The organism is Buttiauxella sp. AC142, from assembly GCF_979253435.1.
The window spans coordinates 836,882-861,099 of sequence record NZ_CEEDCH010000001.1 but is presented as its reverse complement, the minus strand read 5'-3'; the positions used below and the strand labels follow the sequence as shown (position 1 = coordinate 861,099).

Annotated in this window: 24 protein-coding genes; 14 read left to right on the top strand and 10 right to left on the bottom strand. The window is 50.8% G+C overall.

Annotated features, from left to right (window positions below; translation table 11 throughout):
* Positions 1-99: 99 nt before the first annotated feature.
* From clpX to bolA, 4 genes are all read right to left on the bottom strand, one after another.
* Positions 100-1,374, bottom strand: coding sequence for an ATP-dependent protease ATP-binding subunit ClpX (clpX, locus tag AC0IWZ_RS03910; RefSeq protein WP_034457994.1), 1,275 nt, complete (start codon positions 1,372-1,374; stop codon positions 100-102).
* Between the two features lie 130 nt (positions 1,375-1,504).
* A complete protein-coding gene (gene clpP, locus AC0IWZ_RS03905; protein WP_034457992.1) occupies positions 1,505-2,128 on the bottom strand; it encodes an ATP-dependent Clp endopeptidase proteolytic subunit ClpP in 624 nt (207 codons plus the stop codon).
* A 338-nt stretch (positions 2,129-2,466) separates the two neighbouring features.
* Positions 2,467-3,765: a trigger factor gene (tig, locus tag AC0IWZ_RS03900; protein ID WP_034493714.1), complete on the bottom strand. Its 1,299-nt coding sequence runs from the start codon at positions 3,763-3,765 to the stop codon at positions 2,467-2,469.
* 356 nt (positions 3,766-4,121) lie between these two features.
* Complete coding sequence (gene bolA / locus AC0IWZ_RS03895) at positions 4,122-4,439, bottom strand: transcriptional regulator BolA (RefSeq protein WP_034457988.1); 318 nt, start codon at positions 4,437-4,439, stop codon at positions 4,122-4,124.
* 305 nt (positions 4,440-4,744) lie between these two features.
* Between bolA and AC0IWZ_RS03890 the strand changes: the two genes are divergently transcribed.
* The 8 genes from AC0IWZ_RS03890 to AC0IWZ_RS03855 all read left to right on the top strand — a co-directional run bounded on the left by AC0IWZ_RS03890 (position 4,745) and on the right by AC0IWZ_RS03855 (position 13,592).
* The gene (locus tag AC0IWZ_RS03890; RefSeq protein WP_034457986.1) at positions 4,745-5,323 is read left to right on the top strand and encodes a lipoprotein; all 579 of its coding nucleotides are present in this window, start codon (positions 4,745-4,747) and stop codon (positions 5,321-5,323) included.
* Between the two features lie 48 nt (positions 5,324-5,371).
* Positions 5,372-6,847 (top strand): muropeptide MFS transporter AmpG, encoded by a 1,476-nt coding sequence (gene ampG / locus AC0IWZ_RS03885; RefSeq protein WP_471678119.1) that lies wholly within the window; start codon positions 5,372-5,374, stop codon positions 6,845-6,847.
* Between the two features lie 474 nt (positions 6,848-7,321).
* Entirely contained in the window at positions 7,322-8,269 is a 948-nt protein-coding gene (cyoA, locus tag AC0IWZ_RS03880) for a cytochrome o ubiquinol oxidase subunit II (RefSeq protein WP_471678120.1), read from the top strand.
* Between the two features lie 19 nt (positions 8,270-8,288).
* The gene (gene cyoB, locus AC0IWZ_RS03875) at positions 8,289-10,280 is read left to right on the top strand and encodes a cytochrome o ubiquinol oxidase subunit I (protein WP_410372367.1); all 1,992 of its coding nucleotides are present in this window, start codon (positions 8,289-8,291) and stop codon (positions 10,278-10,280) included.
* A complete protein-coding gene (locus AC0IWZ_RS03870) occupies positions 10,270-10,884 on the top strand; it encodes a cytochrome o ubiquinol oxidase subunit III (RefSeq protein WP_034493710.1) in 615 nt (204 codons plus the stop codon). Before cyoB ends, AC0IWZ_RS03870 begins: the two co-directional genes overlap by 11 nt.
* Entirely contained in the window at positions 10,884-11,213 is a 330-nt protein-coding gene (locus AC0IWZ_RS03865; RefSeq protein ID WP_034493709.1) for a cytochrome o ubiquinol oxidase subunit IV, read from the top strand. The genes AC0IWZ_RS03870 and AC0IWZ_RS03865 overlap by 1 nt, the downstream gene beginning before the upstream one ends.
* Positions 11,214-11,224: 11 nt before the next feature.
* Complete coding sequence (cyoE, locus tag AC0IWZ_RS03860; protein WP_034493708.1) at positions 11,225-12,112, top strand: heme o synthase; 888 nt, start codon at positions 11,225-11,227, stop codon at positions 12,110-12,112.
* Positions 12,113-12,230: 118 nt separating this feature from the next.
* Positions 12,231-13,592 carry an MFS transporter gene (locus AC0IWZ_RS03855; RefSeq protein ID WP_471678121.1) on the top strand — a complete coding sequence of 454 codons (1,362 nt, stop codon included), beginning with the start codon at positions 12,231-12,233 and terminating at the stop codon, positions 13,590-13,592.
* Positions 13,593-13,686: 94 nt separating this feature from the next.
* Here AC0IWZ_RS03855 and AC0IWZ_RS03850 read toward each other — a convergent pair whose 3' ends face one another.
* Positions 13,687-14,178 (bottom strand): YajQ family cyclic di-GMP-binding protein, encoded by a 492-nt coding sequence (locus AC0IWZ_RS03850; RefSeq protein WP_064516617.1) that lies wholly within the window; start codon positions 14,176-14,178, stop codon positions 13,687-13,689.
* 127 nt (positions 14,179-14,305) lie between these two features.
* Between AC0IWZ_RS03850 and panE the strand changes: the two genes are divergently transcribed.
* Both panE and yajL read left to right on the top strand, forming a co-directional pair.
* Positions 14,306-15,220, top strand: coding sequence for a 2-dehydropantoate 2-reductase (gene panE, locus AC0IWZ_RS03845; RefSeq protein ID WP_471678122.1), 915 nt, complete (start codon positions 14,306-14,308; stop codon positions 15,218-15,220).
* Positions 15,180-15,773 (top strand): protein deglycase YajL, encoded by a 594-nt coding sequence (yajL, locus tag AC0IWZ_RS03840; RefSeq protein WP_410372370.1) that lies wholly within the window; start codon positions 15,180-15,182, stop codon positions 15,771-15,773. The genes panE and yajL overlap by 41 nt, the downstream gene beginning before the upstream one ends.
* Positions 15,774-15,865: 92 nt before the next feature.
* On the opposite strand, the gene thiI is transcribed toward yajL, so the two are convergent.
* Entirely contained in the window at positions 15,866-17,314 is a 1,449-nt protein-coding gene (gene thiI / locus AC0IWZ_RS03835; protein ID WP_471678123.1) for a tRNA uracil 4-sulfurtransferase ThiI, read from the bottom strand.
* Positions 17,315-17,518: 204 nt separating this feature from the next.
* Here thiI and xseB point away from each other — a divergent pair, with 204 nt between their 5' ends.
* The 4 genes from xseB to AC0IWZ_RS03815 all read left to right on the top strand — a co-directional run bounded on the left by xseB (position 17,519) and on the right by AC0IWZ_RS03815 (position 21,624).
* Complete coding sequence (xseB, locus tag AC0IWZ_RS03830; protein ID WP_034493701.1) at positions 17,519-17,761, top strand: exodeoxyribonuclease VII small subunit; 243 nt, start codon at positions 17,519-17,521, stop codon at positions 17,759-17,761.
* Positions 17,762-18,661, top strand: a complete 900-nt coding sequence (gene ispA / locus AC0IWZ_RS03825) for a (2E,6E)-farnesyl diphosphate synthase (protein WP_034493700.1) — start codon at positions 17,762-17,764, stop codon at positions 18,659-18,661.
* A gap of 71 nt (positions 18,662-18,732) precedes the next feature.
* The gene (gene dxs / locus AC0IWZ_RS03820; protein WP_034493830.1) at positions 18,733-20,595 is read left to right on the top strand and encodes a 1-deoxy-D-xylulose-5-phosphate synthase; all 1,863 of its coding nucleotides are present in this window, start codon (positions 18,733-18,735) and stop codon (positions 20,593-20,595) included.
* 54 nt (positions 20,596-20,649) lie between these two features.
* Positions 20,650-21,624, top strand: coding sequence for an aldo/keto reductase (locus AC0IWZ_RS03815; RefSeq protein WP_410372373.1), 975 nt, complete (start codon positions 20,650-20,652; stop codon positions 21,622-21,624).
* Between the two features lie 90 nt (positions 21,625-21,714).
* Here AC0IWZ_RS03815 and pgpA read toward each other — a convergent pair whose 3' ends face one another.
* The 4 genes from pgpA to ribH form a co-directional block, all read right to left on the bottom strand.
* Positions 21,715-22,227 carry a phosphatidylglycerophosphatase A gene (gene pgpA, locus AC0IWZ_RS03810; protein WP_034493698.1) on the bottom strand — a complete coding sequence of 171 codons (513 nt, stop codon included), beginning with the start codon at positions 22,225-22,227 and terminating at the stop codon, positions 21,715-21,717.
* A complete protein-coding gene (thiL, locus tag AC0IWZ_RS03805) occupies positions 22,208-23,185 on the bottom strand; it encodes a thiamine-phosphate kinase (protein ID WP_471678124.1) in 978 nt (325 codons plus the stop codon). Before thiL ends, pgpA begins: the two co-directional genes overlap by 20 nt.
* A 62-nt stretch (positions 23,186-23,247) precedes the next feature.
* On the bottom strand, positions 23,248-23,667 hold the full coding sequence (gene nusB / locus AC0IWZ_RS03800) for a transcription antitermination factor NusB (protein WP_034457944.1): 420 nt from the start codon (positions 23,665-23,667) through the stop codon (positions 23,248-23,250).
* A 20-nt stretch (positions 23,668-23,687) separates the two neighbouring features.
* Positions 23,688-24,158 carry a 6,7-dimethyl-8-ribityllumazine synthase gene (ribH, locus tag AC0IWZ_RS03795; protein WP_034493696.1) on the bottom strand — a complete coding sequence of 157 codons (471 nt, stop codon included), beginning with the start codon at positions 24,156-24,158 and terminating at the stop codon, positions 23,688-23,690.
* Between the last annotated feature and the right edge of the window lie 60 nt (positions 24,159-24,218).

Below are 24,218 nucleotides of genomic sequence, written 5' to 3'. Positions count from 1 at the left end.
TGGGATGTTTCCCGCACATTCAATGGCAGGAATGAAGGAAAAGCAAAAGGGGGATATAAATCCCCCTTTTTATACTAACTGACTGGTTATTTTGGCGAATTATTCACCGGATGCTTGTTGCGCTTCTGGCTTACCATAAATTAATAATGGTTTGCTTTGACCGTCGATGACGGACTCGTCAATCACCACTTTCTCGACGTCTTCCATGGAAGGAAGGTCGTACATGGTATCGAGCAGTGCACCTTCAACGATGGAGCGCAGACCACGAGCACCGGTTTTACGTGCCATTGCTTTCTTGGCAATCGCATCCAGCGCTTCGTCGCGGAATTCCAGATCCACACCTTCCAGATTGAACAACGCCTGATATTGCTTAGTCAGGGCGTTTTTCGGTTCTTTCAGGATTTGGATCAGTGCTTCTTCGCTCAGTTCAGTCAGCGTAGCAACAACTGGCAGACGGCCGATAAACTCAGGGATCAGACCAAATTTGATCAGATCTTCCGGCTCAACCTGGCCCAGTAACTGCCCTTCAGTCGCCTTCTGAGACTTACCTTTTACGGTCGCACCAAAGCCGATACCAGAACCGGTTTCGACACGGTTAGCGATAACTTTATCGAGGCCTGCGAATGCACCACCACAGATAAACAGAATCTTGGAGGTATCAACCTGCAAGAATTCTTGCTGTGGATGTTTACGTCCACCCTGCGGTGGAACCGCTGCAACGGTACCTTCGATAAGTTTCAGCAACGCCTGCTGCACACCTTCACCAGACACATCACGAGTGATGGACGGGTTATCAGATTTGCGGGAGATTTTGTCGATCTCATCGATATACACGATACCGCGCTGTGCTTTTTGCACATCGTAATCACATTTTTGCAGCAGTTTCTGGATGATGTTTTCAACGTCTTCACCCACGTAACCCGCTTCGGTTAACGTTGTGGCATCTGCCATGGTGAATGGAACATCCAGCAAACGCGCCAGGGTTTCAGCCAGCAGGGTTTTCCCGCTACCCGTCGGCCCGATGAGCAGAATATTACTTTTGCCCAGTTCGATACCGTTGGTGCTGTCGCCGTTACGCAGACGTTTGTAATGGTTATAAACCGCAACCGCCAGGACTTTTTTAGCCTGTTCCTGACCGATGACGTAATCATCGAGATGGTGACGGATTTCATGCGGAGTCGGCAGCGCACTACGCTCGCGGTGCGGTGCGACCTCTTTAATCTCTTCGCGAATAATGTCGTTACATAAGTCGACACACTCATCGCAGATATACACTGACGGCCCGGCAATCAGTTTACGCACTTCATGCTGGCTTTTGCCGCAAAAAGAGCAGTAAAGCAGTTTGCCTGAACCGTCTTTGCGCTTATCTGTCATCGGTAAAACCTCTTTTCTGTTTCTTTGCACCGTACGAGACGGTGCAAGTGCCATTCTACGGCGCAGCCAATCGTAAGCGCACTATGAGCCACTACAGTAACTATAGTATACGGCTCACTGTTATCGGGCATTAGCTACGGTGAGTCAGGATTGAGTCAACTAAGCCGTACTCTACCGCCTCACTTGCTGCGAGGAAACGGTCACGCTCTGTGTCTCTCTCTATTTCTTCAAGAGATTTGCCCGTGTGTTGCGCCATAAGTTCGTTCATACGCGCTTTGACTTTCAGGATTTCACGCGCATGGATTTCGATATCCGTTGCCTGCCCCTGATAGCCACCCAGCGGCTGGTGAATCATGACTCGTGAGTTCGGCAAGCAGAAACGCTTACCTTTAGCACCAGCGGTCAGCAGGAAAGCCCCCATAGAACAGGCCTGTCCCATACAGATAGTGCTGACATCCGGCTTAATAAATTGCATCGTATCGTAGATAGACATCCCAGCGGTAATGACGCCACCTGGTGAGTTGATATAGAGATAGATGTCTTTTTCTGGGTTTTCTGCTTCCAGGAACAGCATCTGCGCCACGATAAGGTTAGCCATATGGTCTTCGACCTGGCCTGTCATAAAGATGACACGTTCCTTGAGCAAGCGGGAATAGATATCGTATGAACGCTCGCCACGCGATGTCTGTTCAACAACCATCGGCACCAGGGCCATATGGGGTGCAAATTGATCTCTTTCGCCACTGTATGACATTTCCGTCTCCTGGAATAATTGAGCCTTCGATACCTGCTGCACTGATTCTACTTGAGACGATAAAAGAAGACTACGCTCCTTAAAAGAAGACTAAGCTCCTTGCGTCTCCAACCTTAAATGGACGGATTATCAGTCAGGGGTTCTGTTTTCTAGCCATACCCGTATTTATGGGGATGAGCTTACCCTGTTTCAAGCATAACAACCTTTTCTTGTTACGCTAACCCTGAAACTGCGTTTTATTGATGTGTTTTCAGGGAGTCACTGATAAAAAAAGCCCGCCACCATTGGGTGACGGGCTTGATGCAGCAATATTTTGGCGATGATGCCAAAAATTATGCTTACGCTTGTTGGTTCATCAGTTCGCTAAAGGTAGTCGCTTTTTCAGACACTTTCGCTTTAGACAGTACTGCTTCAACAGCTTGTTCTTCCAGAGCAACATTACGCATGTTGTCCATCAGTTCTTTGTTTTTGCCGTAGAACTCGATAACTTCAGTCGGATCTTCGTAGGCAGAAGCCATTTCTTCGATCAGACCTTTAACGCGTTCTTCGTCAGCTTTCAGCTCGTGGGTACGAATCACTTCGCCCAACAGCAGGCCAACAACTACGCGACGTTTAGCTTGTTCTTCGAACAGTTCACGTGGCAGTTCCAGCGCTTGTTTCTCGTTGCCACCAAAACGCTGAGCAGCCTGGCGACGCAGAACGTCGATTTCGCTGTCGATCAGTGCAGCTGGAACGTCGATGTTGTTCGCGTTAACCAGACCGTCGATTGCTTGAGACTTGATGCGGTTACGCACTGCGCCTTTCAGCTCACGATCCATGTTTTTACGAACTTCGGTACGCAGACCCGCAACTGAACCATCTTCAACGCCAAAACGTTTGATGAATTCTTCAGTAAATTCTGGCAGTTCACGCTCTTCAACTTTCTTCAGAACGATCTCGAACTTAGCCGCTTTACCTTTCAGGTTTTCAGCGTGGTAGTCTTCCGGGAAGGTCACTTCGATAGTGAACTCTTCGCCAGCTTTGTGACCAACCAGACCTTCTTCGAAACCAGGGATCATACGACCCTGGCCCATTGCCAGTACGAAGTCAGACGCTTTGCCGCCTTCGAATACTTCGCCGTCTACAGAACCGGTGAAGTCGATGGTAACGCGGTCTTCTGCAGTTACAGCAGCGTCAGAATCTTTCCAGGTCGCCTGCTGCTTACGCAGGGTGTCCAGCATTGCATCAACGTCTTCGTCAGTCACTTCAACAACCGGTTTTTCAACTTCGATTGCTTCCAGACCTTGCAGCTCAACTTCTGGGTACACTTCAAACTCAACCGCGTAGGTGAAGTCTTCGCCCAGTTTGTATTCGCCTGGAACGTAGTTTGGTGCGCCAGCTGGATTAATTTTTTCTTTGATGATCGCGTCAACGAAGTTGCGGCTCATCAGTTCGCCCAACACGTCCTGGCGAACAGAAGCGCCATAGCGTTGTGCGATAACAGTCATCGGCACTTTTCCTTTACGGAAACCGTCGATACGGGCTTTCTTTGCCACGTTGACCAGCTCGCTTTTTACAGCGGTTTCGATGCTGTCTGCAGCGATAGTAATCGTGAGACGGCGGCCAAGGCCCTGAGTGGTTTCAACTGAAACTTGCATCTTGTTACCTCAAAAAATCACAGTGCTCGGTCAACTCTGGAAGTGCTCATTTGCGCTCCACAGAACCGGGATGCCTTCTGAATCAGAATCACATTCCCTGTCGTCAGAATCGTCCCGAAGACATTCCGAAAAATAAGACGCAGCATTATAGCGGCATCACCAAGGTGAGTCGAGAACGGCAACACAGTGTTGCTGCGGCCCTTTTCACAGTTCTTTTGGATTTATTGTCCTGCCCCTGGAAAAACAAGGGTTATTTCAGACAAAACAAAACGGCCCGCAGGCCGTTTTGTAAAACACGATTCATATACCGCAACATAAAGGAAAAGTTCCCTTAGTTGCAAGCCTGAAGGTTAACTTCAGGCGATTGAACCTGCTCCACGACAAGGTGGGGAGGCGAGAATAGTGTCATGCAATCCTTCCCATTCCTTAATGGTATAGGTGTGCAGGGCCAGCGCATGCACTGTGGACGAGAGTTCCGCACTTAAAGTGCCATAAATCATACGATGACGATTTAAAAAACGCTCACCCACAAAACGATCGCTGACCAGAACCACTTTAAAATGACTCTCTGAACCCGCCGGGACATTGTGACGATAGCTTTCATCCGCGACTTCCAGGATCACGGGTTCAAACGCTGCCCTTAATTTTGATTCTATTTGCTCGCGCATCATCATGAACTTTCTCCTCGACTACGTAGAGATGCCACTCATCCCTTTAAATGTTAGCCGCTTTTAGCCGTTTTATTAACGGAATTCCAACAATTATTTAGCTTTCGTCCTATTTTCTGAGCCAAGCCCCTGTAGCTTAATGTGATTACGGCACTAATTGGGGGCAAAGTGGTCAGATAGCTTTGCAACCGCTCAGAAAAAGCGCAACGCGATGAAATTACGTGCGTTAGCTACTTCCACTGGGCAACCGCAGTGTTATGATGGCGTGATTTTTTATCTGCCTGCCCCTTGAGTACATTGAGATAGCGAACATGTTAAAAAAATTATTATTCCCGTTGGTCGCCGTATTTATGCTGGCCAGCTGCGCAACACCACCAACGACCATTGATGTTTCTCCGACGATCAGCTTGCCACAGCAAGACCCAAGCCTGATGGGCGTAACTGTAAGCATCAACGGTGCTGATCAACGTAAAGACCAGGCGCTGGCGAAAGTCACCCGTGATAACCAACTGGTTACGCTGACTCCATCTCGTGACCTGCGCTTCTTGCTGCAAGAAGTGCTGGAAAAACAGATGACTGCACGTGGTTACATGGTTGGGCCAAACAGCCCGGTTGATCTGCAAATCATCGTAAACCAGTTATTTGCTGACGTGTCTCAGGGCAGCGTGCGCTACAACATCGCCACTAAAGCTGACATCGTGATCATTGCGACAGCAAAAAATGGCAACAAGATGACCAAAAACTACCGTTCTAGCTATAACGTAGAAGGGGCGTTCCAGGCTACCAACAAGAATATCGCCAACGCGGTGAACTCCGTATTGACTGATACCATTGCTGATATGGCTCAGGACACCAGCGTTCACGACTTTATTAAGCAGAACGCTCGTTAATCAATACCCCACCAGCCCGTGTCATGCGGGCTGGCTGTAGAGCAAAGTATGCCCAACCATTATCTGCGTCTCTTCCAGCAACCTAAATCAGCCATTCTTCTGATTTTAGGCTTTGCGTCCGGCCTCCCTCTCGCCCTCACCTCCGGCACGCTACAAGCATGGATGACGGTGGAAAACATCGATCTTAAAACCATTGGTTTCTTCTCGCTCGTCGGGCAAGCCTATGTGTTTAAGTTTCTGTGGTCGCCGATTATGGACAGATATACGCCGCCGCTGCTGGGGCGTCGTCGTGGTTGGCTGCTGATTACCCAAGTCTTGTTATTGATTGCTATTGCGGGCATGGGCTTCCTTGAACCCGGCTCGCAGTTGCGTTGGATGGCGGCGCTAGCGGTCATCATTGCTTTCTGCTCGGCTTCACAAGATATTGTCTTTGACGCCTGGAAAACCGATATTCTTCCGGCAGAAGAACGCGGCACGGGCGCAGCAATCAGTGTGTTGGGTTATCGCCTGGCGATGCTGGTTTCTGGTGGTTTGGCGCTCTGGCTTGCGGATAGATACCTCGGCTGGCAAGGCATGTATTGGCTGATGGCCGCATTAATGCTGCCTTGTATCATTGCCACTTTGTTTGCGCCTGAACCGACTGATGCGATCCCCGTTCCAAAAAGCCTTGAACAAGCCGTTGTCGCCCCTTTGCGTGATTTCTTTGGGCGCAACAATGCCTGGCTTATCCTACTGCTAATTGTGTTGTACAAACTCGGCGATGCGTTTGCCATGAGTTTAACGACTACATTTTTGATTCGTGGTGTGGGTTTTGATGCCGGTGAAGTCGGCGTCGTGAATAAATCGCTGGGGCTGATTGCCACCATTATTGGCGCATTGTACGGCGGCATTTTGATGCAACGCCTGTCGCTGTTCCGCGCGTTGCTGATCTTTGGCATTTTGCAGGCGGTGTCCAATGCGGGTTACTGGATTCTCTCGGTCACCGACAAAAACATGATCAGCATGGCGAGCGCTGTCTTCTTTGAAAATCTCTGCGGCGGGATGGGTACGGCAGCATTTGTCGCCCTTCTGATGACACTGTGTAATAAATCTTTTTCCGCGACCCAATTCGCTTTGTTATCGGCTCTTTCGGCTGTAGGTCGTGTTTATGTCGGGCCAATAGCCGGTTGGTTTGTTGAAGCCCAGGGTTGGCCTACGTTTTACTTATTTTCCGTGGTCGCCGCGGTACCCGGCATCTTGCTGCTTTTAGTTTGCAAAACGACGCTGGAATATACGCAAAATAACGATAGCTTCATTCCACGCAGTGAATTTTCATCGGCCTATCGCATTGCGCTTCGCGCATTAATGCTGGGCTGCGCACTTCTCGCGGTGTGGTTGGTTGTGTTGATTACCAATGCCATCGGCCTCACAAACTGGGCCTTCAACATTCAGTTCCTCGAATGGGGGGCATTATTTGCAATTGGGGGGATTTTGTTTGGTGGGCTGCTTGATTATCTGGCTTTACGAAAAACGGCGTTGGTCTAAAACCGCCAGATAAATATTAATAATAAGTTTCGACGCGTGACTATATTGTTCAATTAATACGCAGACAATAAGTTGAGTGAATTATTTCCCGAAAGCAAGACTCTTTTTTTACATAATTAGCAGAGAAATTATTTTCACCCTGCCTTTAACCGATTCAGCTTTTGGTTAATTAAATTTGTAGATCAATTCGTTTGTCAATTGATGCTAACTTGTTAAATTTATGTTTAACAAAATGATTGGTTATACCAATTAACCTGTACTATTAATGGCAACATAGGTTTTCGTTATAACCTTGCCGGGCCGCGGCCTATCTCGAGATTTTACAGTTTGTTGCATTCTATGTGACATTGTTGGCAGAACCCAGTAACACCACACTGACACTATGCCATTCATGTTTACAGTAATGTAACCTTCCCGTAAAATGCCTCCACACTTTAAACGACAATTAGAGCTCCCCGGAATTGAGGTCGTTAAATGAGACTCAGGAAATACAATAAAAGTTTGGGATGGTTGGCATTAATTACAGGCACTTTTTTACTGAGTGGCTGTGATTCTGCACTTCTGGACCCCAAAGGACAAATTGGACTGGAACAACGTTCATTGATACTGACAGCGATCGGGCTGATGTTGATAGTCGTTATACCCGCTATCGCAATGGCTATCGGTTTTGCCTGGAAATATCGTGCATCAAACAAAAACGCCAAATACAGCCCCAACTGGTCGCACTCGAACAAAGTTGAAGCTGTGGTCTGGACGATTCCTATCCTTATCGTCATCTTCCTCGCGGTACTAACCTGGAAAACCACGCACGCTCTTGAGCCAAGCAAACCGCTTGTTCACGATGCGAAGCCGGTGACCATCGAAGTTATCGCTATGGACTGGAAATGGTTCTTCATCTACCCAGAGCAAGGTATTGCTACGGTCAATGAAATTGCCTTCCCGGCCAACACCCCGGTGGAATTCAAAATCACCTCTAACTCAGTGATGAACTCCTTCTTTATTCCGCGCCTGGGCAGCCAAATCTACGCAATGGCAGGTATGCAAACTAAATTGCACCTGATTGCAGACGAAGCAGGCACCTACGACGGTATTTCGTCTAACTACAGCGGTAAAGGTTTCTCTGGGATGAAGTTCAAGGCAATCGCCACCCCAGATATGGACACCTTTAACCAGTGGGTAGCTAAAGCCAAACAGTCTCCGGAAGTCATGAACGATATGGCAACTTACGAGAAACTGGCACAGCCTAGCGAATACAACAAAGTCGAATACTTCTCCGCTGTTAAGCCAGATTTGTTTAAAGACGTTATTAGCAAATTCATGGGGCACGGGAAGAGCATGGACATGACCCAACCTGAAGGCGAGCATGCAGCGCACGAAGGAATGGAAGGCATGGACATGAGTCACGCGGAAACCTCTCACTAAGGGGCCGAGGAATAATACGATGTTCGGAAAACTTACACTGGATGCAATCCCATACCATGAACCCATTGTCATGGTTACGGTGGCAGCAATTATCGTCGGGGGACTGGCGCTAGTTGCAGCTATCACTTACTTCGGTAAGTGGGAATATTTATGGAAAGAGTGGTTCACCTCGGTTGACCACAAACGCCTCGGCATAATGTACGTGATTGTCGCAATCGTCATGCTTCTGCGTGGCTTTGCTGACGCCATCATGATGCGTAGCCAGCAGGTTCTGGCTTCCGCCGGAGAAGCAGGCTTCCTGCCACCTCATCACTACGACCAGATCTTTACTGCCCACGGCGTAATCATGATCTTCTTCGTGGCGATGCCATTTGTTATCGGCCTGATGAACATCGTCGTGCCGTTGCAGATTGGTGCGCGTGACGTTGCCTTCCCATTCCTGAACAACCTGAGCTTCTGGTTCACTGTTGTAGGTGTGGTGTTGGTTAACCTGTCTCTTGGGGTGGGTGAATTCGCACAGACCGGTTGGGTGGCTTATCCGCCGCTATCGGGCATAGAGTACAGTCCGGGGGTCGGCGTCGACTACTGGATATGGGCACTCCAGCTCTCGGGGATCGGTACGACATTAACGGGTATTAACTTCTTCGTGACTATCCTGAATATGCGTACGCCTGGCATGACTATGTTCAAAATGCCGGTGTTTACCTGGGCTTCGCTGTGTACCAACGTACTGATTATCGCGGCATTCCCAATCTTTACCGTGACCGTCGCACTGTTAACCCTTGACCGCTACCTTGGCACCCATTTCTTTACCAATGATATGGGTGGCAACATGATGATGTATATCAACCTCATCTGGGCATGGGGCCACCCGGAAGTTTATATCCTGGTACTGCCTGTGTTTGGTGTGTTCTCCGAAGTGGTTGCGACATTCTCGAAAAAACGCCTGTTCGGTTACACCTCTCTGGTGTGGGCGACCATCGCGATTACGGTACTGTCGTTCATCGTTTGGCTGCACCACTTCTTCACCATGGGCAGCGGCGCGAACGTCAACGCCTTCTTCGGTATCGCCACAATGATCATCGCCATCCCAACAGGGGTGAAGATCTTCAACTGGCTGTTCACCATGTATCAGGGTCGTATCGAGTTCAACTCCGCGATGCTGTGGACCATTGGCTTCATCGTCACCTTCTCTATTGGTGGCATGACCGGTGTTCTGTTAGCGGTTCCGGGTGCTGACTTCGTACTGCACAACAGCCTGTTCCTGATTGCTCACTTCCATAACGTGATTATCGGTGGTGTGGTATTCGGTTGCTTCGCTGGCCTGACTTACTGGTGGCCAAAAGCCTTCGGCTTCACCCTGAACGAAACCTGGGGTAAACGTGCCTTCTGGTTCTGGATCATCGGCTTCTTCGTCGCATTTATGCCGCTGTACGTATTGGGCTTCATGGGTATGACCCGTCGCCTGAGCCAACAGATTGATCCACAGTTCCACACTCTGCTGGTTGTTGCAGCTTGTGGTGCGGGTCTGATTGCTCTGGGTATTCTGTCTCAGTTGATTCAGTTCTACGTCTCTATTCGTGACCGCGAGCAGAACCGTGACCTGACAGGTGACCCGTGGGGTGGCCGTACGCTGGAGTGGTCAACTTCTTCCCCTCCTCCGTTCTACAACTTTGCTCACTTGCCGCACGTTCATGAACGTGATGCATTCTGGGAAATGAAAGAGAAAGGCGAAGCGTACAAACAGCCAACGCATTATGAAGAAATTCATATGCCACGTAACAGCGCTGCGGGCATCGTCATTGCCGCGTTCGCTACCGTGTTTGGTTTCGCGATGATCTGGCACATCTGGTGGATGGCGATTGCGGCATTCGCAGGCATCATCATCACCTGGATTGCGAAAAGCTTCGACGAAGATGTGGATTACTACGTTCCGGTTGCGGAAGTCGAAAAACTGGAAAACCAGCACTTCGATGAAATTACCAAAGCAGGGCTGAAAAATGTCAACTGAAACTCTCACTCACGCTAACGCCCACGCTGCGGAGCATGGGCATCACGATGCAGGAACCAACAAAGTCTTTGGTTTCTGGATCTACCTGATGAGCGACTGCATTCTGTTCTGTTGCTTGTTTGCTACCTATGCCGTTCTGGTGAACGGCACTGCCGGCGGTCCGACAGGGAAAGACATTTTCGAACTGCCATTTGTGCTGGTTGAAACTGCCCTGCTGCTATTCAGCTCCATCACCTACGGCATGGCGATTATCGCCATGAACAAAGGCAACAAGAGCCAGGTTATTTCCTGGCTTGCGATGACCTTCCTGTTCGGTGCGGGCTTCGTCGCGATGGAAATCTATGAATTCCATCATCTGATTGTGGAAGGTTTCGGGCCGGATCGTAGCGGCTTCCTGTCAGGCTTCTTTGCCCTGGTCGGTACGCACGGTCTGCACGTAACTTCTGGCCTGGTCTGGATGGCGTTGATGATGTTCCATGTCTATCGCCGCGGCTTGACCAGTGCTAACCGCACTCGCCTGATGTGCCTGAGCCTGTTCTGGCACTTCCTGGACGTAGTATGGATCTGCGTATTCTCGGTTGTTTATCTGATGGGGGCGATGTAATGAGCCATTCAAATGAACACGCTGGCGCCCACCACGGTAGCGTTAAAACCTACATGACAGGTTTTATCCTGTCGATCATCCTGACGGCAATTCCGTTCTGGATGGTCATGACAGGTACCGCCTCCCACGCCGTGATTCTTGGCGTGGTGCTGGGCAGTGCGGTAGTACAGATTTTGGTTCACCTGGTGTGCTTCCTGCACATGAACACCTCTTCTGAGGAACGTTGGAACCTGGTAGCCTTTGCCTTTACTGCGCTAATAATTGCCATTCTGGTGGTCGGCTCTATCTGGATTATGTGGAACCTCAACCAGAACATGATGGTTCACTAAGAGCAGCCTATATGATGAAGCGGTACCTACAAGTCACTAAACCAGGAATTATTTTCGGCAATTTAATTTCTGTCATTGGCGGATTTTTACTGGCCTCAAAGGGCAGTATTGATTACACCCTGTTTATCTCCACCCTGGTTGGGGTGTCGTTGGTCGTGGCATCGGGTTGTGTTTATAACAACTTCATTGACCGCGACATCGACCGCAAAATGGAGAGAACCAAGAACAGGGTTCTGGTCAAAGGCCTGATTGCGCCGAAAACCTCGCTGGTATACGCCACCTTGTTGGGTATTGCTGGCTTCATGCTGCTGTGGTTTGGTGCTAACCCGCTGGCCATGTGGTTAGGCGTGATGGGCTTTGTGGTTTATGTCGGCGTTTATAGCCTGTACATGAAGCGCCACTCCGTCTACGGCACGCTGATCGGTAGCCTGTCCGGTGCCGCACCGCCGGTTATTGGTTACTGCGCTGTCACCAATGAATTTGATGCCGGTGCTTTGATCCTGCTGGCTATCTTTAGCCTGTGGCAGATGCCGCATTCCTATGCGATTGCCATCTTCCGCTTTAAAGATTACCAGGCCGCTAACATTCCGGTGTTGCCGGTGGTTAAAGGAATTTCGGTCGCAAAAAACCACATTACGGTTTATATCATCGCCTTTGCCGTCGCAACGTTGATGCTGTCACTGGGCGGTTATGCCGGATGGAAATATCTGGTTGTAGCCGCCGCAGTAAGCGTCTGGTGGTTAGGCATGGCATTGCGTGGGTATAAAGTCGAAGACGATAAAGTCTGGGCGCGCAAACTGTTCGTCTTTTCAATCGTTGCCATCACTTCACTCAGCGTAATGATGTCAGTCGACTTTATGGTGCCAGATTCACAAAATCTGATGACTTACGTCTGGTAAGTCGTGAACCTCTTAAAAGGGCGCATTTGCGCCCTTTTTTATTTGTGTTAACAATCTATCCATTTACCCTCCTTTTCCCACGCACTACACTAAGGCCGGCTTTTTATCAGAGGTGGTAATGAACGATTATAAAATGACGCCCGTCGAGTTACGTGCGACGTGGGGTTTAGGCACGGTATTTTCACTACGCATGCTCGGCATGTTTATGGTGCTCCCGGTTCTTACCACTTATGGCATGGCACTCCAGGGCGCGAGCGAAGCGCTGATTGGTATCGCCATCGGTATTTATGGCCTCGCACAGGCTATCTTCCAGATTCCTTTTGGTCTACTTTCCGACCGAATTGGGCGCAAGCCGCTGATTATCGGCGGACTCTTAATTTTCGTGCTGGGCAGCGTTATTGCCGCACTTTCTGATTCCATCTGGGGCGTGATCCTCGGCCGCGCATTGCAAGGCTCCGGCGCGATTGCCGCTGCGGTTATGGCCCTACTTTCAGACTTAACCCGCGAACAGAATCGCACCAAAGCCATGGCGTTTATCGGCGTCAGCTTTGGCGTCACTTTCGCCATTGCCATGGTGCTCGGCCCAATAATCACTCATAACCTGGGCTTAAATGCGCTGTTCTGGATGATTGCGATTCTGGCGACCTGCGGCATTTTAATCACCCTTTGGGTGGTGCCGAATTCTAAAAGCCACGTGCTAAACCGTGAGTCCGGCATGGTGAAAGGCTGCTTTAGCAAAGTGCTGGCAGAACCGAAATTACTCAAGCTGAACTTCGGCATCATGTGCCTGCACATCATGTTGATGTCGACGTTTGTCGCCCTACCCGGTCAACTCGAACAGGCGGGTTTCCCGGCCTCCGAGCACTGGAAAATCTATCTGTGCACGATGCTCATTGCTTTCGCATCGGTCGTTCCCTTTATCATTTATGCGGAAGTAAAACGCCGCATGAAACGCGTTTTTGTTGGCTGCGTTGCGCTACTGCTGATTGCTGAGATTGTGCTGTGGGGTTCCGGCCCGCATTTCTGGGAACTGGTGTTAGGCGTGCAGTTGTTCTTCCTCGCCTTTAACCTGATGGAAGCCATCTTACCGTCACTTATCAGCAAAGAATCGCCAGCCGGTTATAAAGGCACAGCGATGGGAATTTACTCCACCAGCCAGTTCCTGGGTGTGGCGATTGGCGGTTCATTTGGCGGCTGGATTGACGGATTATTTGATTCGCAAACCGTTTTCCTCGCGGGCGCATTGCTGGCAATGATTTGGTTGCTGGTAAGCAGCACGATGACTGAGCCACCGTATGTCGCAAGCTTGCGTATTGAATTACCGGAAGATGTGGCGGATGACGAAACGCTGAAGCAACGAATACTTGCTCAAAATGGCGTGAGTGATGTGAATATTATTGCGCAGGAACGCAGTGCTTACGTGAAGATAGACAGCAAACTGACGAATCGGTTTGAGATTGAGCAGTTGGTAAAAGGGTAAAAACAACCCTCACCCTACCCCTCTCCCACAGGGAGAGGGCATTTGATAGGTTTTCCCCCTCTCCTGGGGGAGAGGGCCGGGGTGAGGGCGTAAATCAGTCGCGGAAGTTTTTAAACTGGAACGGCTGCCCCAAATCACCACCACGAACCAGCGCCATTGCGGCCTGTAAATCGTCGCGAGATTTGCCCGTTACACGCAACTCTTCGCCCTGAATCTGCACCTGAACCTTGGTTTTGCTGTCTTTAATCAGCTTCACAATTTTCTTGGCGATAGTCGATTCAATGCCCTGCTTGAGCTTCGCTTCAACGCTCCAGGTTTTACCGCTGTGCACGAACTCTTCCGGCACATCAATTGAAGCCCCTTCGATACCGCGCTTAAGCAGCTTGGCACGAAGAATATCCAACAGCTGGTTGACCTGGAAGTCAGACTCACTGGCTACTTTAATGGACTGATTTTTCTCATTCAGTTCAAATGTCGCCGGTACATTGCGGAAGTCAAAACGAGTAGCAACCTCACGCTCCGCGTTTTCAATCGCGTTACGCACTTCCTGGATATCAATTTCAGACACAATGTCAAAAGATGGCATGCTTTCTTCTCCCTCTCTTTTTGTTGCGTTGCATAATACCTGCTGGGCCACGCAAAACAACCCGTTAAAGCAGTAGAGAGCTCTGTATAATATAGATTAAGACAAACATCTGCTGGCAGGAGGCAAAATGAAAATCACCGTACTGGGTTGCGGTGCACTTGGCCAACTTTGGCTGGCATCACTTTATAAGCAAGGACATGAGGTTCAGGGATGGTTGCGTGTGCCGCAGCCTTTTTGCCATGTCAATGTACTCGAAACCGACGGTAGCGTGTTTAACCAAACGCTGACGGCCAACGATCCTGATTTTCTCGCCAGCAGCGAATTATTGCTGGTCACACTTAAAGCCTGGCAGGTTTCCACTGCGGTGAAAACACTCGCAGCGCGGCTTCCCGTCACCTGCCCTATTCTGCTTTTGCACAATGGAATGGGTACGCTTGAGGAACTCGCCACACTCTCTCAACCGTTATTGACTGGAGTCACTACGCACGCAGCACGTCATGATGGCAATATGATTATTCACGTTGCTAACGGCATCACGCATATTGGTCCCGGCAATGCAGCAGGCAACGATTTTAGTTTTCTGGCCGATATGCTGCACCACGCTTTACCGGAAATAGCCTGGCACAACAATATTATGGCGGCTAACTGGAAGAAGCTGGCGGTGAACTGCGTGGTTAACCCGCTCACCGCGCTCTACAATTGCCCTAATGGGGAATTACGTCACTACCCTGGCGAAGTGAGCCAAATTTGCAATGAAGTCGCGATGGTGATGGAACGTGAAGGCCACCATACATCAGCCGAAGCGCTGCTTTTTTATGTCGAAGAAGTTATCGAAAGCACCGCTGCGAACATCTCTTCGATGCTTCAGGATGTTCGGGTGCAACGTCACACCGAGATTGATTACATTACCGGTTATTTACTGCAACGCGCGCGCGCCCATGGCCTTTCAGTGCCGGTGAACAGCCGCTTGTATGAGCTGATTAAGCGTAAGGAGAATGAGTATGAGCGCACGAGCACTGGTTTGCCTGGCTCCTGGAACTGAAGAAACGGAAGCCGTTACCACCATCGATCTTCTGGTGCGAGCCGGAATCAGCGTGACGACCGCCAGCGTTGCCAGTGACGGAAATCTCACGATTGTCTGTTCACGAGGGGTAAAACTGCTGGCAGATGCCCCGCTGGTTGAAGTGGCAGACGGCGAGTTTGATGTCATTGTCTTGCCCGGTGGTTTGAAAGGGGCCGAATGTTTCCGTGACAGCCCGCTGTTAGTGGAAACCGTACGCCAGTTCCATCTTTCGGGGCGCATCGTTGCCGCGATATGTGCCGCAGCCGGTACGGTATTGGTTCCGCATGAGCTTTTCCCAATCGCCAATATGACTGGTTTTCCGGGGCTGAAAGAGACGATTCCAGAAGCACAATGGCAGGATAAACGTATCGTCTGGGACCCACGCGTCAATCTGCTGACCAGCCAGGGGCCGGGTACGGCAATAGATTTCGCGCTGAAGATTATTGATTTGCTGGTGAGCCGTGAAAAAGCTCATGAGGTTTCACAGCAATTGGTGATGGCGGCGGGAATTTACAGTTACAGAGATTACTAAACCACCCTCACCCTGGCCCTCTCCCTGAGGGAGAGGGGAAAAACCGTTCTTCTCCTTCTCCTGGGGGAGAAGGCTGGGATGAGGGTGTGGAATTAAGCGCGATAAACCTTCACGTTCTCAAAACCTTGCTCACGCAGATACAGCGCCTGCAAACGGCTCATCACACCACGATCGCACCACAGCAAATATGTTTTGCTCTGATCCAAATCGCCAAATGCGGTGCTCAGTTTATAGAACGGCAGCGACGCCACTTCCACGCCTTCTGGCTTAAATGGCTTATCGTCTTGTTCGTCGATAGAACGAATATCCAGCAACACGTCATTCGGGCCAAATTCGCCAACGGTTTCAACTTCCGTTACCACTTCTTTGCTCTGATTGGCAATTTCACGGATGTCGATGTTGGTCGCTTCTTCAATCACGCGATCGAGGACCGAGAAATCGAAGTTGGCTTCTTCTGCTTCAATCTTCGCCTTCACCGCTTTGACGGTTGGGCTTTTCGAGATAACACCGCAATATTCCGGCATGGTACGAGCGAAATCAGCGGTACCGATTTCACGCGCCAGATCGATGATGTGCTCTTTGTCGTGAGAAATAAGCGGGCGCAGAATCAGCGTATCGGAAACGTTGTCGATTAAACGCAGGTTGGTCAGCGTCTGGCTGGAAACCTGGCCCAGCGCTTCGCCAGTAACCAGTGCCTGCACGCCGTAGCGCTCTGCAACACGGGAAGCCGCACGCACGAACATACGTTTAAGCACCACGCCCATCTGGCCGTCTTCGACTTTCTCGAGGATTTCACCCACCACAGGCTCAAAGTTGATCGCCACGAAACGCACGCGGTGGGAGCTGCCGAAACGGTTCCACAGGTAATGCGCGACTTGTTTGACGCCGATTTCGTGCGCTGCACCACCCAGGTTAAAGAAGCAGTAATGCACGCGGCAACCGCGACGCATCAGCATGTAGCTGGAAACACCGGAGTCGAAACCACCGGAAATCAGCGATAACACATCTTCCTGGGTACCAATCGGGAAGCCGCCGATACCTTCATAACGGCCTTTCACCAGCAGCAGGCGATCGTTTTCAATTTCCAGATTAACGGTCACATCAGGCTTAGTCAGTTTTACACGCGCCGATTCAATGTGCTGATTCAGGCCACCGCCGACATAGCGTTCAACTTCAATCGAACTAAACTCATGCTTACCACGACGTTTCACTCGCACGCAGAAGGTTTTGCCTTCCAGTTGCTCGCGATAAAGCTCCAGCGCCTGTTCGAAGATATTATGCAAATCGGTAAATGGCACATCTTCAACTTCAAGAATGTGGTGGATACCAGGAATGCGGGTCAGCGCTTCACGAATGGCGATGCGCTGATTTTCATCTTTAGCGCGAACTTCAATGTTGTCCCAATGGCGAACAACCGCCAGGTCTTCATCGTAGTGCTTTAAAACGTTGCGAATGTTCCCGGTGAGCATCTTAATAAAGCGTATGCGCACAGATTGACTCTTGATGGTGATTTCCGGGAACAATTTAATGATAAACTTCATGGCGGCTTAGATTCGTTGATGAGCCAGGCATGACTAATCATGCGGGCTGGAAGACTTAAAGAACTGCAACGGCGAGTTGCCGCTGCATCCGAGGCGCGCAAGTATATCACTAACCTCTGCTAACCAACATGCTCATGGTTACTTGCTTGTCAGTTTCCGCTACCATTGCAGAGTCGCAAAAATTATTAGAGTCAGACATTCACTATGCCGAAAAAAACCGAAGTCCCGGCCAGTTTTGAAACTGCGCTTGTGGAGCTTGAGCAGATTGTTACTCGTCTGGAGAGCGGAGATTTAGCGCTCGAAGAGGCGTTAAATGAATTTGAACGTGGTGTGCAACTTGCGCGCCAGGGTCAGGTGAAACTGCAACAGGCAGAACAACGCGTACAAATCCTGCTAAACGATAGCGAAGACGCCCCACTCAAGCCTTTTACCCCGGATAACGAGTAAATGGATTTTAACCATCAGTTGCAGGCCCACGCAGAACGGGCCAACGATGCGCTGCTGCGTTTTCTGGCACCGCTACCGTTTCAGAACACTCCTCTGGTTGAGGCAATGCATTATGGCGCATTATTTGGTGGGAAGAGACTCCGCCCTTTTCTGGTCTATGCGACCGGAGAAATGTTCGGCATAGCGCAAGAAACACTGGATGCGCCTGCTGCGGCAGTTGAGTGCATCCATGCATATTCTTTGATTCATGACGATTTACCCGCCATGGATGATGACGATCTGCGTCGTGGGCAGCCCACCTGTCACATTAAATTTGGTGAAGCCAGCGCGATATTAGCCGGAGACGCTCTGCAAACGCTGGCGTTTTCTATACTCAGTGATGCCCCTATGCCTGGTGTTGCTATTGCTGATCGATTAGCGATGGTAAAAGAGTTGGCTGTGGCTAGCGGTGTGGCGGGAATGTGTGGCGGCCAGGCGTTGGATCTTGAAGCCGAAGGCAAGCATGTCGATTTGCAAAGCCTCGAGCGTATTCATCGTCATAAAACCGGAGCGTTAATTCGTGCCGCTGTTCGCCTGGGCGCGTTGAGTGCCGGTGAAGCTGGCCGTAACGCACTGCCATTGCTGGACCGTTATGCAGAAAGCATCGGCCTGGCATTCCAGGTTCAGGACGATATTCTCGACGTTATCGGTGATACCGCAACATTGGGTAAGCGCCAGGGCGCCGACCAGCAATTGGGTAAAAGCACTTATCCGGCATTGCTGGGGCTAGAAAATGCCAAAACTAAAGCGTGGGATCTTTACCAGGATTCTCTGAGGGCGCTGGAAGGCTTGGCTCGCCAGTCGTTAGACACTACCGCACTGGAAGCGTTAGCGAGCTACATCATCCAACGTGATAAATAATTATTAACTTACTCTTTGGCATTCAGGCGCAGGCTTGAAGGATGAAGGGTAAAAACCACGATGAGTTTCTAATGAGTTTTGATATTGCCAAATACCCGACCCTCGCACTGGTGGAGTCAGCCCCTGAGCTACGCCTGTTGCCAAAAGAGAGCTTGCCGAAACTTTGTGACGAGCTGCGTCGTTACCTGCTCGATAGCGTAAGCCGCTCCAGCGGGCACTTTGCCTCTGGTCTTGGCACGGTAGAACTGACCGTGGCGCTTCACTATGTGTATAACACACCGTTCGACCAGCTGATCTGGGATGTCGGTCATCAGGCATATCCACACAAAATCATTACTGGACGTCGTGACAAAATTGGCACCATCCGCCAGAAAGGCGGCCTGCATCCGTTCCCATGGCGTGCCGAAAGTGAATATGACGTTCTGAGTGTGGGTCACTCGTCCACCTCCATCAGCGCCGGAATCGGTATCGCTGTTGCCGCTCAGAAAGAAGGCAAAGACCGCCGCACCGTGTGCGTGATTGGTGATGGCGCGATTACGGCAGGCATGGCTTTTGAAGCGATGAACCACGCCGGTGATATTCGCCCGAACATGCTGGTGATACTCAACGACAACGAAATGTCGATTTCCGAGAATGTCGGGGCCTTGAACAACCACCTCGCACAACTGCTTTCAGGCAAACTCTATTCATCTCTGCGCGAAGGCGGCAAGAAAGTCTTCTCTGGCGTACCGCCAATTAAAGAACTGCTCAAACGCACCGAAGAACACCTGAAAGGCATGGTCGTTCCGGGTACGTTGTTTGAAGAGTTAGGCTTTAACTATATTGGCCCGGTTGACGGACACGATGTGGTCGGGCTGGTTAACACGCTCAAAAACATGCGTGACCTGAACGGCCCGCAATTCCTGCACATCATGACCAAAAAAGGTCGTGGTTACGCGCCAGCGGAAAAAGACCCTATCAGCTTCCATGCGGTGCCTAAGTTTGACCCGCAAAGCGGCACGCTGCCAAAAGCATCTGGTGGCCTGCCGAGCTATTCAAAAATCTTTGGTAACTGGCTGTGCGAAACCGCCGCCCATGACGACAAACTCATGGCCGTGACGCCAGCAATGCGCGAAGGCTCGGGCATGGTTGAATTTTCACGCCAGTACCCGTCGCAATATTTTGATGTCGCCATCGCCGAACAGCACGCCGTAACATTCGCCGCAGGTTTGGCGATTGGCGGTTACAAGCCGGTTGTCGCCATTTATTCGACCTTCCTGCAACGTGCTTACGATCAGGTGATTCACGACGTCGCTATCCAGAAACTGCCGGTGTTGTTTGCCATCGACCGCGCCGGAATTGTCGGTGCTGACGGGCAAACCCACCAGGGCGCGTTTGATATCTCCTTCCTGCGCTGCATTCCGGAAATGGTCATCATGACGCCAAGCGATGAAAACGAATGCCGCCTGATGCTACATACGGGTTACCACTACAACGACGGCCCATCTGCCGTGCGTTATCCGCGTGGAACCGGGACGGGCGCTGAGTTGCAACCTTTGGAATCACTGCCAATCGGCAAAGGCGTGAAGAAACGCGCAGGTGAAAAAGTCGCGCTGCTGAACTTCGGCACTTTGTTGCCAGAAGCCGAGGCCGTTGCGCAGTCACTTAACGCAACGCTGGTCGATATGCGCTTTGTGAAGCCGCTCGATGAAGCGCTGATTCTTGAACTGGCAGGCTGCCACGAATCGTTAGTGACCATTGAAGAGAATGCCATTATCGGTGGGGCTGGCAGTGGCGTGAATGAAGTGCTGATGGCTAATCGTAAAGTGGTTCCGGTTCTCAATATCGGTCTGCCGGATTACTTTATTCCGCAAGGCACGCAGGAAGAAGCGCGCGCCGCCATCGGTCTTGATGCAATTGGTATGGAAACCAAGATCCGCGACTGGCTCAAATAATCCCCTGCTCCACTCCTGCTATGCTTAAAGAACCTGAATAGCCGGAGTGGAACCATGCAATACAACACGTTAGGAAAAACAGACCTCAAGGTTTCCCGTCTTTGCCTGGGTTGCATGACCTTTGGTGAGCCAGACCGTGGCAATCACGCCTGGACGCTTCCCGAAGAGAGCAGCCGCCTCATCATCAAGCACGCCATCGATAACGGCATTAATTTCTTTGATACCGCCAATAGTTATTCCGACGGTAGCAGCGAAGAGATTGTCGGGCGCGCTCTTAAAGATTTCATGCGTCGCGAAGATGCCGTTCTCGCCACCAAAGTGTACTTCCCGGTCGGTGATTTAGCGGAAGGCCTTTCGCGTCCACAAATTATGCGTTCGATAGACGACAGCCTGCGCCGCCTCGGCACCGATTATGTCGATCTGCTGCAAATCCACCGCTGGGATTACAACACGCCCATTGAAGAGACGCTTGAAGCGCTCAATGACGTGGTGAAAGCGGGTAAAGCGCGTTATATCGGCGCGTCCTCGATGCACAGTTCACAACTCGCGCAGGCGCTGGCCTTACAGGATCAACATGGATGGGCGCGTTTCGCCACCATGCAGGATCACTACAATCTGATCTATCGTGAAGAAGAACTCGATATGCTGCCGCTGTGCTACGAACAAGGGATCGCGGTGATCCCGTGGAGTCCACTGGCTCGCGGTAAATTGACTCGTCCGTGGGGCGATACCACGGCACGTTCAGTGTCCGATGAGGTTGGTAAAAATCTCTATGACGGCAGTAAAGATAACGATGCCATGATTGCCGAACGCCTGGCGAATGTCGCTGATGATAAAGGCGTGTCGCGTGCGCAGGTTGCACTGGCATGGTTGCTGAGTAAACGAGGTATTGCCGCGCCAATTATTGGCGTTTCTCGCGAACATCAGTTGGATGATTTGCTTGGAGCGGTGGATTTAACGCTGAAGCCAGAAGAGATTGCCGAGCTGGAAACGGTTTATCAACCACATGAGAGGGTTGGATTTAAGTAACCCCCTCGCCCTCTCTGTGGGAGAGGGAACTTCGGTTTTCTCCCTCTCCCTCTCCCTCAGGGAGAGGGCCGGGGTGAGGGTTAGTTCAAATCAGAACAAACCAATCGGCCAATGGTGACCAATCAGGTAAATAATCCCCGCAGCAACCACGCCTGCGACAATATCATCCACCATAATCCCCATGCCGCCGTGAACGTTGCGATCGAACCAACGGATGGGCCATGGCTTCCAGATATCAAGAATACGGAAAGCTAAAAATCCTGCGGCCACCCAGCGCCAGTCGTTAACAGGCAGCGCCATCAGGGTAATCCACATGCCAATAAACTCATCCCACACGATGCTGCCGTGGTCATGAACGCCCATGTCGCGTGCGGTCTGATGGCAAAGATAAACACCGATACAAATACCCAGCATGATGACCATGGAATAGACCTGCCACGGCAGGAAAGTCATCAAATACCAGAACGGGATCGCCGCAAGCGACCCCACTGTGCCAGGCATAATCGGGCTTAATCCACTGCCAAAACCGGTAGCAAGTAAATGCCACGGATTGCTGAGCTTGAGACGGCTTTTAGCTACATCTTTAGAGCGGAGCAAAGTGATCGTATCCTTTTAAGTCCAGCGTAACCGGTTTGCCATTTTGTAAAAACTGTAGCCCTTCAGACTCAGGCCCAACCTGACCGATACAGGTAAATGGAATACCCAGATTGCCTATCGCAACATCCAGTGCGCCACGGTTCATTTCCGGGACCGTAAAGCATAACTCGTAATCTTCGCCACCCGAAAGCGCCCACTGCAACGCACGTTCTGCGCTGACGTTTTCTTTTAAGGCGGTCGAATATGGCAGAGCGTCGAGATCGATACGCGCCCCGCACTCGCTGGCTTTAAGGATATGACCTAAATCGGAAATTAGCCCGTCAGACAGGTCAATGGCGCTGCTCGCTAAATCACGTAATGCCTGACCATGCAGGATTCGCGGCGTCGGTCGCAAATGGCGCTTTTTCAGATAAGCAGATTGTGTAGCCTCTTTAACCGCTAAACGGTCCTGCAAAATAGCCAGACCTGCGGCGCTATCGCCCGGTGTACCCGTCACGTAAATCCAGTCGCCAGGACGTGCGCCGCTGCGTTTTAAAGCACGCCCCGCTGGCACGAGGCCATGAATGCCGAGCGTCATCGCGAGTGGGCCACGCGTGGTGTCGCCGCCAATCAGCTGCATATCGTAGTAATCGAGTTGTTCAAACAGGCTGTCGCTGAAGGCTTCAAGCCAGCTTTCATCGACTTCAGGAAGGGTAATAGCCAACGTCAGCCAGGCCGGATCGGCGCCCATAGCAGCCAAATCGCTCAAATTAACCGCCAGCGCTTTGTAGCCTAAATCACGAGGGTCAATATCCGGCAGGAAGTGGATGCCTGAGACTAGCGTATCGGTGCTGATCGCGAGGACTTGCTTCTCGGCTATCGTCAGCAATGCACAATCATCGCCGATTCCGGTTTCCACATCGCGACGGGAACTGCTTACGCGATCAAAATAACGGGCAATCAGAGAAAACTCACCGCATGCCATGCGTAATGCCTCTGAGTTTAATAAAGGAATGAAAAATAGGCCGGGGTTAACCGGCCTGGAGATTATTTCTTGCGGGGACGAATTTGCGGAGCAGCTTTATCAAGTACACCATTCACGAACTTGTGGCTGTCTTCGGCGCCGAAGGTTTTCGCAAGATCGATGGCTTCGTTAATCGCCACTTTGTACGGCACGTCATCACGCTTAGCCAGTTCAAACAGTGCGATACGCAGAACCGCTTTTTCTACCTGACCCAACTCTTCGAGCTGACGGGACAGATAAGGCTTCATTAGCCCATCCAGATACGCGCTGTTAGTAGCCACCCCGACCAACAGTTCGCGGAAGTAGTTAACGTCAACGTCTTTGACGTCCTGTTCCGCCAGGAACTGGTATTCGACATCAGCGATGTCATTTCGAGATAACTGCCAGGAGTAAAGCGCCTGAACGGCACACTCACGGGCACGGCGACGAGCAGCAGGTTTCACAGATTTCCCCTTACAAAAAATCAGGCCTTGATGGCTTTCAATACATTAATCATTTCAAGCGCGGTCAGTGCAGCTTCTGCACCTTTGTTACCGGCTTTTGTGCCAGCGCGTTCGATGGCTTGTTCAATACTTTCAGTGGTCAGCACGCCAAAGGCGACTGGAATACCCGTTTCCTGAGCAACATGCGCCAGGCCGTTGCTGGCACCACCAGCAACGTATTCAAAGTGAGCTGTGCCGCCACGGATAACCGTACCCAGCGCAATCACTGCGTCATAACGCTTGGTTTTCGCCAGTGCGTCTGCCGCCAGTGGCAACTCATAAGCACCCGGAACCCAGACCACGGTGATATTTTCATCTTTAACCTGGCCAATACGTTTCAGGGCGTCAATCGCACCGTCAAGCAGGCTGTCATTGATGAAGTTATTAAAACGCGCGATGGTGATGGCGACGCGAGCGTCTGGAGTAGCAACGGCTGCTTCAATGATGTTCATATTCTTCCTTTCCGGTTCTGTTTAGCCCCGTTAGGGGGGCGGATTTTATCATAATCTTTT

Bases quoted from the DNA above. Each gene is read 5' to 3' on its own strand.
- tig (WP_034493714.1), bottom strand. From the start codon at position 3,765: ATGCAAGTTTCAGTTGAAACCACTCAGGGCCTTGGCCGCCGTCTCACG.
- thiL (WP_471678124.1), bottom strand. From the start codon at position 23,185: ATGGCATGCGGTGAGTTTTCTCTGATTGCCCGTTATTTTGATCGCGTA.
- cyoB (WP_410372367.1), top strand. From the start codon at position 8,289: ATGTTCGGAAAACTTACACTGGATGCAATCCCATACCATGAACCCATT.
- cyoE (WP_034493708.1), top strand. From the start codon at position 11,225: ATGATGAAGCGGTACCTACAAGTCACTAAACCAGGAATTATTTTCGGC.
- dxs (WP_034493830.1), top strand. From the start codon at position 18,733: ATGAGTTTTGATATTGCCAAATACCCGACCCTCGCACTGGTGGAGTCA.
- AC0IWZ_RS03850 (WP_064516617.1), bottom strand. From the start codon at position 14,178: ATGCCATCTTTTGACATTGTGTCTGAAATTGATATCCAGGAAGTGCGT.
- ispA (WP_034493700.1), top strand. From the start codon at position 17,762: ATGGATTTTAACCATCAGTTGCAGGCCCACGCAGAACGGGCCAACGAT.
- yajL (WP_410372370.1), top strand. From the start codon at position 15,180: ATGAGCGCACGAGCACTGGTTTGCCTGGCTCCTGGAACTGAAGAAACG.
- cyoA (WP_471678120.1), top strand. From the start codon at position 7,322: ATGAGACTCAGGAAATACAATAAAAGTTTGGGATGGTTGGCATTAATT.
- clpX (WP_034457994.1), bottom strand. From the start codon at position 1,374: ATGACAGATAAGCGCAAAGACGGTTCAGGCAAACTGCTTTACTGCTCT.
- ampG (WP_471678119.1), top strand. From the start codon at position 5,372: ATGCCCAACCATTATCTGCGTCTCTTCCAGCAACCTAAATCAGCCATT.
- AC0IWZ_RS03870 (WP_034493710.1), top strand. From the start codon at position 10,270: ATGTCAACTGAAACTCTCACTCACGCTAACGCCCACGCTGCGGAGCAT.
- AC0IWZ_RS03890 (WP_034457986.1), top strand. From the start codon at position 4,745: ATGTTAAAAAAATTATTATTCCCGTTGGTCGCCGTATTTATGCTGGCC.
- AC0IWZ_RS03815 (WP_410372373.1), top strand. From the start codon at position 20,650: ATGCAATACAACACGTTAGGAAAAACAGACCTCAAGGTTTCCCGTCTT.
- xseB (WP_034493701.1), top strand. From the start codon at position 17,519: ATGCCGAAAAAAACCGAAGTCCCGGCCAGTTTTGAAACTGCGCTTGTG.
- clpP (WP_034457992.1), bottom strand. From the start codon at position 2,128: ATGTCATACAGTGGCGAAAGAGATCAATTTGCACCCCATATGGCCCTG.
- panE (WP_471678122.1), top strand. From the start codon at position 14,306: ATGAAAATCACCGTACTGGGTTGCGGTGCACTTGGCCAACTTTGGCTG.
- thiI (WP_471678123.1), bottom strand. From the start codon at position 17,314: ATGAAGTTTATCATTAAATTGTTCCCGGAAATCACCATCAAGAGTCAA.
- ribH (WP_034493696.1), bottom strand. From the start codon at position 24,158: ATGAACATCATTGAAGCAGCCGTTGCTACTCCAGACGCTCGCGTCGCC.
- AC0IWZ_RS03865 (WP_034493709.1), top strand. From the start codon at position 10,884: ATGAGCCATTCAAATGAACACGCTGGCGCCCACCACGGTAGCGTTAAA.
- bolA (WP_034457988.1), bottom strand. From the start codon at position 4,439: ATGATGATGCGCGAGCAAATAGAATCAAAATTAAGGGCAGCGTTTGAA.
- AC0IWZ_RS03855 (WP_471678121.1), top strand. From the start codon at position 12,231: ATGAACGATTATAAAATGACGCCCGTCGAGTTACGTGCGACGTGGGGT.